The sequence below is a fragment of the Providencia sp. PROV174 genome (assembly GCF_028480685.1).
In the GTDB taxonomy this organism is placed as follows: Bacteria; Pseudomonadota; Gammaproteobacteria; order Enterobacterales; family Enterobacteriaceae; genus Providencia; species Providencia rettgeri.
Map to the genome: position 1 here is coordinate 45,628 of NZ_JAMPOT010000022.1, position 11,281 is coordinate 56,908.

General features: G+C 37.2%; 8 protein-coding genes. 2 read left to right on the forward strand and 6 right to left on the reverse strand.

The annotated features are described in order from the left end of the window. Positions 1 to 382: 382 nt before the first annotated feature. A complete protein-coding gene (locus tag PSE60_RS17800; RefSeq protein WP_238563030.1) occupies positions 383 to 640 on the reverse strand; it encodes a helix-turn-helix domain-containing protein in 258 nt (85 codons plus the stop codon). 442 nt (positions 641 to 1,082) lie between these two features. Continuing rightward, entirely contained in the window at positions 1,083 to 1,874 is a 792-nt protein-coding gene (locus PSE60_RS17805; RefSeq protein ID WP_272666315.1) for an N-acetylmuramoyl-L-alanine amidase-like domain-containing protein, read from the reverse strand. Between the two features lie 313 nt (positions 1,875 to 2,187). On the opposite strand from PSE60_RS17805, the gene edd reads away from it, so the two are divergent. Continuing rightward, positions 2,188 to 4,038 (forward strand): phosphogluconate dehydratase, encoded by a 1,851-nt coding sequence (gene edd, locus PSE60_RS17810; RefSeq protein WP_371032014.1) that lies wholly within the window; start codon positions 2,188 to 2,190, stop codon positions 4,036 to 4,038. 27 nt (positions 4,039 to 4,065) lie between these two features. Then, positions 4,066 to 4,707 carry a bifunctional 4-hydroxy-2-oxoglutarate aldolase/2-dehydro-3-deoxy-phosphogluconate aldolase gene (locus PSE60_RS17815; RefSeq protein ID WP_272666316.1) on the forward strand — a complete coding sequence of 214 codons (642 nt, stop codon included), beginning with the start codon at positions 4,066 to 4,068 and terminating at the stop codon, positions 4,705 to 4,707. Between the two features lie 61 nt (positions 4,708 to 4,768). Here PSE60_RS17815 and aceK read toward each other — a convergent pair whose 3' ends face one another. From aceK to metA, 4 genes are all read right to left on the reverse strand, one after another. Continuing rightward, positions 4,769 to 6,508: a bifunctional isocitrate dehydrogenase kinase/phosphatase gene (gene aceK, locus PSE60_RS17820; RefSeq protein ID WP_272666317.1), complete on the reverse strand. Its 1,740-nt coding sequence runs from the start codon at positions 6,506 to 6,508 to the stop codon at positions 4,769 to 4,771. Between the two features lie 127 nt (positions 6,509 to 6,635). After that, positions 6,636 to 7,943, reverse strand: a complete 1,308-nt coding sequence (gene aceA, locus PSE60_RS17825; protein ID WP_272666318.1) for an isocitrate lyase — start codon at positions 7,941 to 7,943, stop codon at positions 6,636 to 6,638. Between the two features lie 56 nt (positions 7,944 to 7,999). Continuing rightward, positions 8,000 to 9,598, reverse strand: coding sequence for a malate synthase A (gene aceB, locus PSE60_RS17830; RefSeq protein WP_272666319.1), 1,599 nt, complete (start codon positions 9,596 to 9,598; stop codon positions 8,000 to 8,002). A gap of 364 nt (positions 9,599 to 9,962) precedes the next feature. Further along, positions 9,963 to 10,892 carry a homoserine O-acetyltransferase MetA gene (gene metA, locus PSE60_RS17835; protein ID WP_210840517.1) on the reverse strand — a complete coding sequence of 310 codons (930 nt, stop codon included), beginning with the start codon at positions 10,890 to 10,892 and terminating at the stop codon, positions 9,963 to 9,965. Positions 10,893 to 11,281 lie beyond the last annotated feature (389 nt).

Consider the following 11,281-nt stretch of genomic DNA (forward strand, 5'->3'; position numbering starts at 1 on the left):
TTCAGTTCATATTAGAAACAAAAAAGGTTTCATTACTCCGTAGAAAGTTCCTTTTGCATTAAAAAGTAGGAGATATCACAAAAACAGAAGTAAGTACTAGAAAAGTTATCATTATGAGTACCAACAAATTCATCGACCATTAAAATAAAGATAAATTGAATTGATTATTTTTATTTCTAGAAGCTAGATTTTAAATTATTTTCAATTTTAAGTACTTATCATAAAAAATAATTTTCCAGCTACTATGTAAAATTAATCGTTTAGTTCTCTGTAACGTATAAGTTATAAACTATTTTCTTATACTGGAGATTTCTATAAAGAATAAGGTAATTCATAAAATTTTATAAAGAGAAATAAAAAAATAATCTTACTTAGTTTACTGCTAGCTCATTTTTTCATACTCAACCTGCTTAGCAATTATTTTAGTAACTTCATTAATATCAATATCTAAAAAAATGACAATTTCAATTAGTTTATCTAAGCTCAACTTATTAACACCTAATTCATACCGTGATACCTGCTGTTGACTCAAATGAATAATTGAACCTAACTCATTTCCTGACAATCCCTTACTTACTCTAGCCTTACGTAAATGATTACCTAATAATGCATAAACATTTTTCTTTTTAGCTATATGCATAACCATCTCCTAAATTTAAATAAGAAAAATAATTTAGCTAGTCTTATTCATTATAAAATTAATCATAACTATTTAAAATAGTTATGAGCAATCAAATGTCACAAGATTGATAGGCAAACATCATTTTTATATACAAAAAAAAAGACCTGCATAATATGCATAAAGCAATCTATTGCTTTACAATAGTTTTTTTATTTTTATAAAAAAATCATCACCCTATATTTTTTTTGATCAAATCGATAATTTAATATACTTTTACATTTTAAATGTTACTAGCAATAATTAGTAACCAATCAAAATAATTGTATGTTTTTTATTATTAATTATTTTCCATTTTATGTGTTAATTTTATACAGACATAAATATTGGATTTACTCATTTTTTAAATCAAAAAAACAGGCTAATAATTTATTTTATTATTATAATTCCCATAATAACCAGATTAATAATCTGATTTAGGCCTAAAAACAACAATCCCTGCCTTCCCTTTTAAATAACTATTCAGTTCGATATCAATAACCTGAAAACTTCTACGCAGTGAAGAAGCATTTCTAAATATTGTTTTATTCTCTTTACGTATTACAACCCCTACATGGCTCACATCTAACCCATGATTTTCTGAATAAATACCAATGTAATCCCCCGTTCTTAATCTTGACACTAAATCATCATCTATATATTTAACTGGAATATAGTTTATTACTCTATCCTTTATAGGCAAACCCGATATATATCGCTGATCATGATATTTTAAATTAAGTTGTTTATTGACTTTAATGGCATGTGAACTTAGTTCGTTAGTAATATCTACCACAATAGCTTCAGGTTCTTGCGCCCAATCAGAAAAAAAATGCCGACGATGCTTAAAGGTAATATTTTGGTTGATATACCGAATATTGGTTAAGTTTAATACAAACTGTTCGTAATTTTTTGAACGCTTAAACGCTTCGGTGTACTCTATGAATGTCATACAGTCCATCTCTTTCAAATTAATCACTAATTCTTCGGCTAAAAGTGGGCTCATATTCAATGTTTGTTTATTGTAAGGTGTGGTTAAAAAGTATTGTGTCAATGCATCAATTTTTTCTGCTTGTGAGGCATTGTGTAATTGCATTGCCGCTTGTCCATTAAAAACCTCAGTTAAAATGTTATATGACCCCGAAGCTAAAACAACCTCAGCCCTAACAAAATTTGCTAATAACAATATAAATGCAGCTATAGCTAACCTTAACATTCCACCGTTCTTCTCATTAATACAACCTAATCTTCGACAATTATCTAATTGAATTTTGATGATAAAATCACCAAAAAAGCCACTATAGCATGCTTATTTGTCTATTTCCTACCCTGTCCATACCATATTATAAATTTGATTCAGATCACAGATAGCTTCGAATATTCATTTTCTATATTGCAACGCCTTCGCTTTCATTTAACAATGTTACCGGTAACATTAGTGCTATAGTACTCGAGTAAATAACGATAGGCATAACCCAAATTGACTTGCAGTTTGATTCATCTTTTTACTGCACTATGGAGCAATTATCATGAGCGTGACCACCTCTAAAGAGACAAATCCTTCGGTGATCAATAAAGAACTTGATCGCATCACTCAACGTATCATCTCTCGTTCAGTGAAAACTCGAGCTGCTTATCTCAAAAAAATAGAGCTGGCTCGTAGTATGACCGTCCATCGAGCATCACTCGCTTGTGGTAACCTTGCCCATGGCTTTGCAGCATGCCAAAGCGAAGAAAAACAAATTCTTAAAAGCATGACTCGCTCTGATATTGCTATCATCAACTCCTACAATGATATGCTTTCAGCGCATCGCCCCTATGACAAGTACCCAGAACAACTCAAAAAAGCATTATTAGAAGCAGGCTCAATTGGCCAAGTCGCTGCAGGTGTTCCCGCAATGTGCGATGGTGTAACACAAGGTCAAGATGGGATGGAGCTATCGATGCTAAGTCGAGATGTCATTGCAATGTCAACTGCCATTGGCTTATCCCATAATATGTTTGATGGTGCGCTCTATTTAGGTATTTGCGACAAAATTGTTCCAGGTTTAATGCTTGGCGCACTTTCATTTGGCCACCTTCCTGCGATATTTGTCCCAGCAGGCCCAATGGCAACGGGTTTACCAAATAAAGAAAAGGTTCGCATTCGCCAGCTGTATGCTGAAGGCAAAGTTGATAGACTCGCCTTATTAGAAGCGGAAGCTGCGTCTTATCATGGTATCGGTACTTGTACTTTTTATGGTACTGCCAACTCAAATCAAATGATGATGGAAGTGATGGGATTACATCTACCCGGCGCATCATTTGTACCACCTGATTCTCCACTACGAGATGCATTAACAGAAGCTGCCGCACGACAAATTACGCGTTTAACTGAACAATCAGGTCAGTACTTACCTATCGGTCAACTGGTTAACGAAAAAGTGATTGTCAACGGCATCGTCGCATTACTTGCAACGGGCGGCTCAACTAACTTAACTATGCATCTTGTGGCTATAGCTAGAGCGGCTGGGATCATTATCAATTGGGATGATTTCTCCGATATTTCTGCCATTGTTCCACTTATTTGCCGTATCTATCCTAATGGCCAAGCGGATATCAACCAATTCCAAGCCGCAGGTGGCGTCGCTTTGCTTATCCACCAGCTATTGCAAAAAGGTTTATTGCATAATGATGTCCACACCGTCTCAGGGTTTGGACTAGCACGTTATACTATGGAACCATGGCTAAATAATGGTCAATTAGAATGGAGAGAAGGCCCTAAAACCTCATTCAATCCTGAAGTTATTGCTGAAATAGACCGCCCTTTCTCGCCCCATGGCGGTACAAAATTACTCTCAGGGAATTTAGGACGCGCTGTGATGAAAACATCAGCAGTTCCTGCAGAAAATCAAATCATTGAAGCTCCAGCAGTCGTATTTAATAACCAAAATGAGATTGCAGCACACTTTGAATCAGGCGAACTCAATAAAGATTGTATCATCGTTGTCCGCTTCCAAGGCCCATCTGCAAATGGTATGCCTGAGCTTCATAAGCTAATGCCACCTCTTGGTGTCCTTATGGATAAAGGCTACAAAGTCGCGCTAGTTACTGATGGCCGCTTATCCGGTGCATCCGGCAAAGTACCATCCGCAATTCATGTCACACCTGAAGCTTATAATGGCGGACTGTTAGCAAAAGTAAAAAATGGCGATATCATTAGGGTAAATGCATTGACTGGAGAATTACAATTACTGGTTGATGAAGAAGAACTCAATAAACGCCAATCCTTTGAAGCTGATTTAACTGCAGAACGTAGTGGTTGTGGAAGGGAACTTTTCGGTGCATTAAGAAGACACTTATCAGGTGCCGAAGAAGGCGCTTGTAGCATTGATTTTTAATCTATTTTCATTGAATAGGAATAGAAAATGAATAATTGGAAAATGACCGCTGAAAGCGTATTAAAACAAGGCCCTATTGTCCCTGTTATTGTTATCAAAAAATTAGAACAAGCGGTTCCTCTTGCAAAAGCATTAGTCAAAGGTGGCGTTAAAGTTTTAGAAGTTACTTTACGTACTGAGTGTGCTATTGATGCTATTCGCCTCATTGCCAAAGAAGTACCTGAAGCGATTATTGGTGCAGGTACTGTTATCAATGCAAAACAACTCGCCGAAGTCACTGAAGCTGGAGCACAATTTGCAATTAGCCCCGGCTTGACGGATGAATTACTCAATGCCGCTACCAAAGGAAATATTCCTTTAATCCCTGGTATTTCAACTGTTTCTGAACTTATGCTTGGCATGCAGTATGGTTTGAAAGAATTTAAATTTTTCCCAGCGGAAGCCAACGGTGGCGTTAAGGCGCTAAAAGCTATTGCCGGCCCTTTCTCACAAGTCAAATTTTGCCCAACGGGTGGAATATCACTCGCTAATTACCTTAGCTATTTAGAGCTAGATAGTGTTATGTGCATTGGCGGCTCTTGGTTAGTTCCTGAAGATGCTTTGAATTCAGGTGATTACGAAAAAATTACCCAGCTTGCACAAGAGGCTGTACAAGGCGTAAAAAAATAACGCCTCGAAAAACGACTCAGTCCCTTGCTGGGTCGTTTTTAACTGCCTTTAATGAATACTATTATAATGATGCAACCTCATTGAAGTTATGACAAAAACGTAATTCTTCTCGGTAGGCATAAACATCTTCTACATGCCCCGCTAAAATCCTATTTTGTAACTTTTGCCAATAATCTGCTGAAAATAAATCTGCATGATATTGTTGCAAGTAATGACGAATTTTCTCATTTTGACAAATAAAAGAGGCAAACTCTTCAGGAAAAACATCTTGCTCACCAATGCTATACCATGGCTCACTAGACAACTCTTGCTCAGGGTATAATGGCTCAGGAATTTTACGAAAATTCACTTCAGTCATATAACAGATTTCATCATAATCATAGAAAACAACACGGCCATGACGCGTTACCCCAAAGTTTTTAAATAACATATCTCCAGGAAAAATATTTGCAGCCGCTAATTGCTTAATCGCCCAGCCATATTCATTTAATGCATTATGCAATTGTGTATCAGAGGCATTATCCATATAGATATTCAATGGGATCATCTTTCTTTCCATATACAGATGACGAATCAATATGTTATCACCTAAATCTTCAATTTGAGATGGAGTCTCTTTCAATAACTCCGTCATTAGTTCATCGCTGATAGAGGATTTACTAATCACAAAATTTTCAAACTCTTGGGTGTCAGCCATACGACCAACTCTATCGTGCTCTTTAACCAAACGATAGCATTCTAAAACCCGCTCTCGTGTTACCTGTTTTTGTGGTGCAAATTGGTCCTTAATAATTTTAAAAACCCGATCGAAAGAAGACGATGTAAAGACCAGCATCACCATTCCTTTCACACCTGGTGCAACCGTAAATTGCTCTCGTGAAAAATTAATATAGGCGAGGTATTCTCTGTAGTACTCTGTTTTTCCATGCTTTTGACAGCCAATTGCCATATATAATTCAGCAATTGATTTACTGGGTAAGATCTCCCTCAACCAAAAAACCAGTGCTGCAGGAAAAGGGGCATACACCATAAAATAGGAACGAGCGAAACCAAACACAATACTGGCTTCATCAAACTCGGTTAAACACGTATCGATATAAATGTTCTGGAAATCATCATGATGAATAGGAAGTAAGAATGGATAAGCCTCATCATTAATATAAATTTTACCAATCAGCCAAGCGGCCTTATTACGATAAAATAGCTCATTTGCGATATGAAAGCTGACTTTCTGGCTTTCAATATTGGGAAATTTTGTTTTTAATACATTGATAATACAATGAATATCTAAATTCAAATCCCGCCATTTTAGCCTTAGTGGCAATCCACTTAATATTGCAAACAATAACTCACCTAAATTATTATTAACAACGTATTCTCGAGCTAGAGGCCTAGGAGCAATAGAAAAGCGTCTCGCAGGCTGAGACGTAAAAATAAATAGGTTATCTTGTGTCAGCTCCCGATGCTGAAATAGCCGGCAGTAAACTGAATTAAAAAAGCTTTCCGCAATTTCAAACCTTGGGTAATCCGGTAATAAGGTTTTATAAACATTTTTTATCTGTGCCAGTTTATCTGGCGTTAAAGATTGAACTAACCCCATAAACTGTAGCTGAGCGACAACTAACCCAACATGGTGGTCATACAGTTGAATTCGCCTTTTCATTGCATGCTGAATTGCATGCCAATCTGCCTGTTCAAACCTTTCTTGTGCACCTGAGGTTATTTCAAGGAAACGACCATATTGAGCATCAAACCCCTGTAAAATAGTCTGAGCTATTATCTGTTCTGTCGTCAATATCATAACCACCCCTATTAGAATACAGACTCATTTTGAATAAAAAACAGGCACTAAACGTGCCTGAAAAATTAACAGATATAGCTAACCAACAAAGACACCAGAAACACCGATCAAAAGGAAAATAATCTGACTAGAATTGCTCTTCTTCAGTCGACCCAGTTAAAGCCGTCACTGATGAAGTACCACCTTGAATAACGGTTGTCACTTTATCAAAATAACCTGTTCCCACCTCTTGCTGATGCGAAGAGAAGGTATAACCCTTATTAATTGCAGCAAATTCGCATTCTTGAACTTTTTCAACATAATGCTTCATGCCTTCACCTTGTGCATAGGAGTGGGCTAAATCAAACATGTTGAACCACATACTGTGAATACCTGCCAGCGTAATGAATTGGAAGCGATAGCCCATTGCTGAAAGTTCATCCTGAAAACGCGCGATCGTGCTGTCATCTAAATTCTTTTTCCAATTAAATGATGGAGAGCAGTTGTAAGCTAACAATTTACCAGGAAATTTAGCATGAATAGCCTCAGCGAACTGCCTTGCTGCTTCAAGGTCAGGTTTTGACGTTTCACACCAAACAAGATCTGCATATGGTGCATAAGCTAGCCCGCGGCTAATCGCTTGCTCAATTCCTGCTTTGGTACGGAAAAAACCTTCAGAGGTGCGCTCTCCAGTAACAAAAGCCGCATCATAAGCATCGCAGTCAGATGTTAGGAGATCTGCTGCATCGGCATCCGTTCTAGCAACCAAAATAGTTGGTACACCTGAAACATCCGCCGCTAAACGAGCAGCAACCAGCTTCTGAATAGCTTCTTGAGTAGGTACAAGGACTTTCCCACCCATATGACCACACTTCTTAACCGCGGCTAATTGATCTTCAAAATGGACAGCCGCAGCCCCTGCCTCTATCATATTTTTCATGAGTTCGAAGGCATTTAATACCCCACCAAACCCAGCTTCCGCATCCGCGATAATAGGTAAAAAATAATCAATATACTCTTTGTTGTCAGGGCCAATACCATTCGCCCACTGAATTTGGTCTGCACGACGGAAAGTATTATTAATTTTCTTAACTACCGATGGCACTGAATCAACAGGGTAAAGTGATTGGTCTGGATACATACTTGATGAAGTATTTGCATCCGCGGCTACCTGCCAACCTGATAAATAAATAGCTTCAATACCTGCTTTCGCTTGTTGTAGCGCTTGCCCACCCGTTAAAGCTCCCAGTGCATTTACATAACCTTTCTTTGAACCGCCATGTAATTGATCCCAAAAGCGTTCTGCACCTTTGCGTGCTAAAGAGTGTTCGATATTCACAGAACCACGTAATTTCACTACTTCTTCCGCAGTATATGGGCGAGTAATACCTTTCCAACGTGGTTTTTTCCATTCACTTTCTAATTGGGCAATTTGTTCTAAGCGCGATGTTGTCATGATCCAATTCCTTTATAAGAATATGTAGGGTTTATCGAATTTTCTATTTACTATGCTTAATCTAATAATTGGTATCCAGGGATAGTTAGGAATTCTATAAGTTCATCCTGCGTTGTAATGCGCCTCATTAATTCCGCAGCCTCACGAAAGCGGCCGCTTTGAAAACGCTTATCACCGAGTTCTTTTTGGATAACCTGTAACTCTTCATCCAGCATTTCTTCAAATAATGCCTTAGTGACTTTTTCACCAGTGGACAATGTTTTACCGTGGCGGATCCATTGCCAAATTGAAGTACGTGAAATTTCTGCTGTCGCAGCATCTTCCATCAAACCATAGATAGGTACACAGCCATTCCCTGAAATCCATGATTCAATATATTGCACAGCAACACGAATGTTAGCCCGCATCCCTACTTCGGTTCGCTCGCCCTCACAAGGCTCTAACAGCTGATTAGCAGTAATTTCTTCATCTAAATCACGAGATACATGTAGCTGGTTTTGGTGCCCAGCAAGTGCTTGATCAAACACGTTCATAACGGTATCTGCTAAACCTGGGTGCGCAACCCAAGAACCATCGTGCCCATTCTTCGCTTCTAATTCTTTGTCTGCTTTTACTTTCGCTAAAATAGTTTCATTTTCTTGAGGATCTTTGCTCGGTATAAAAGCAGACATTCCCCCCATCGCAAATGCGCCACGCCGGTGGCATGTTTTAATTAATAAGCGTGAATAAGCACTTAAAAATGATTGTGTCATTGTGACAACTTGGCGGTCAGGCAATACTCGGTCTGCATGCTCTTTCAGTGTTTTGATATAACTAAATATGTAGTCCCAGCGCCCACAATTTAGCCCCACGATGTGGTGACGCATGTGATACAAGATTTCATCCATTTGGAATACTGCGGGTAATGTCTCAATCAGTACGGTTGCTTTAATCGTTCCCCGAGGTATGCCCACCAGATCCTCTGCCATACTAAAGACATCGCTCCACCATTTAGCTTCCTCCCAAGACTCAAGTTTTGGGATGTAAAAATAAGGACCACTTCCTTTTTCTAATAACGCTTGGTAGTTATTAAAAAAGTAAATAGCGAAATCAAATAGTCCACCAGGAATCGGTTTGTCGCCTAATAAAACGTGTTTTTCATCTAAATGAAGACCACGAACACGTGCAATCAAAACTGCAGGAGCTGATTTTAATTGGTAGACCTTTCCATTTTCATTGGTATAAGAAATATCACCGCGAACTGCATCCCTTAAATTGATTTGTCCATCGATCAATTTTTCCCATGAAGGTGAGAGGGAATCTTCAAAATCTGCCATAAATACTTTTACATTAGCATTCAAAGCATTAATAACCATTTTACGCTCAACCGGCCCCGTAATTTCGACACGGCGATCTTGTAAATCTTTAGGAATACCTTGTATTTTCCAGTCTGATTTTTTTATGGAATTAAATTCCGAAATAAAATTAGGAAAAGAACCTGCGTCTATCTTTTGCTGTCTGAGCACTCTATCTTTTAATAGTTTTTCTCTATGAGGAAGAAACTCTTCAACCAGCCTAGAAAGAAATGCAATGGAATCAGTATGTAATACTTGATTATCAAGCTGTTTAATATTCTTTGTGAATGTTAATTCCGATATAGATAATTGCTGCTCCATCGACCAAACCCTCATTCATCGTTGACTATGAATTAAGCATAAGATCAAAATAGAAATAAATCAAAAACGATTTCCATTATATTTAAAAACAATCATATCGTATTGATAAAAATGAATTTTTAAAAAAATTACAAATTGACTATCAATTCCTTTAACTATATTTAAATGTTAAATAGTCGTTAAATCAACTAATTATAGAAAACTGTATTTTTAAAATTTTTCTTTGGAAACAAAAAAAGCAGCTAAAAATAGCTGCTTTCAGACTAACTATGGTTCCACTTTTTACTATATAAGCTTGATTTAAACTGGTATAACCAGTTTAAATTCTTATTTAATTGTAATTCTTAAATTTATATTTCTTTTTTTAATCTAATGTTGGTTCCATATTCGTAAGATCAAACGGTGTGATCTGATACACATAATAATTCAGCCAATTTGAGAACAACAAGTGCCCATGACTACGCCAACTCACGATCGGAGGGCCGTTGGGATCATCATTTTTGAAATAATTACATGGGATCTCAGGCGAAATTCCAGCCTCTAGGTCACGCCAATATTCTTGTGCCAGAGTGTCACCATCATATTCAGGATGGCCAGTCACAAATGCTAAGCGTTTATCTTTTGACCCAAATAAATAAGCGCCTGCCTCCTGTGAACTTGCTAAGATCTCTAGATCAGTATGCTGTCGGATAAGATCTTCAGGAAAATCAGCGTAACGAGAGTGAGGTGCATAAAATGATCCATCGAACCCTCTAGTCAATAAAGCGTACGGTTCTAACGTATCATGCTGATAAATCCCTGATAATTTTTCTTCTCTGGTCCATTTTGGTAAGTCATACAATACCTTTAAAGCAGCTTGTACAGCCCAACACACGAAAAGCGTTGAAGTAACATGCTTTTTTGCCCATTCGATAACTTTTTCAATCTGCTCCCAATAGCACACATCAGTAAATTCAACTAGCCCAAGCGGTGCACCAGTTACAATCAACCCATCAAAGTTTTGATCTTTAATATCTTCAAAATCACAATAAAAATTATTCAAATGCTCAGTAGGGGTGTTTTTAGACTCTCTCTGATCGATACGCAATAATTGGATATCAACTTGCAAAGGCGTGTTTGATAAAAGCCTAAGAAACTGATTCTCCGTTTCTATTTTTTTAGGCATCAAGTTCAGAATCAGCACTTTCAAGGGACGGATCTCCTGAAGACTCGCTCTTGTCGTTGTCATGACAAAAACATTTTCTTCACGCAAGAAATTAACAGCAGGTAACTCGTCTGGTAAACGAATTGGCATCATTCATCCCCTTTTACACATATATACGTTTAGACTTCTAGAATGCTAAATAATCTAACCAATGTTATTCGTCTTGTCGAGCGTTTCAAGGTTAAATGAAATAATTTCAAGCACTGTAATTTATAGCTTATTCCTAATGATTATATACAAACATTAATCTTTTTATTTTCAATATATTGTATTAATGACTGCTATTTTTATTTACCATAAACTATTTAAATTTTTCGATAAATTATATCTAAGATACCGTTATTTGATTGGCCTATCAGGTTAACTTCTATACCACCGGCCAAGTTATGGTGATGATTTAATTTCCATTACAAATATGAAATCAGAGTTGTTACTCACTACTTTATATCCCTCAATCGCATTCCTCCCCTGAATGCTAA

Coding starts and splice junctions, on each gene's coding strand:
- PSE60_RS17800 (WP_238563030.1), bottom strand. CDS start 640: ATGCATATAGCTAAAAAGAAAAATGTTTATGCATTATTAGGTAATCAT.
- PSE60_RS17805 (WP_272666315.1), bottom strand. CDS start 1,874: ATGTTAAGGTTAGCTATAGCTGCATTTATATTGTTATTAGCAAATTTT.
- edd (WP_371032014.1), top strand. CDS start 2,188: ATGAGCGTGACCACCTCTAAAGAGACAAATCCTTCGGTGATCAATAAA.
- PSE60_RS17815 (WP_272666316.1), top strand. CDS start 4,066: ATGAATAATTGGAAAATGACCGCTGAAAGCGTATTAAAACAAGGCCCT.
- aceK (WP_272666317.1), bottom strand. CDS start 6,508: ATGATATTGACGACAGAACAGATAATAGCTCAGACTATTTTACAGGGG.
- aceA (WP_272666318.1), bottom strand. CDS start 7,943: ATGACAACATCGCGCTTAGAACAAATTGCCCAATTAGAAAGTGAATGG.
- aceB (WP_272666319.1), bottom strand. CDS start 9,598: ATGGAGCAGCAATTATCTATATCGGAATTAACATTCACAAAGAATATT.
- metA (WP_210840517.1), bottom strand. CDS start 10,892: ATGCCAATTCGTTTACCAGACGAGTTACCTGCTGTTAATTTCTTGCGT.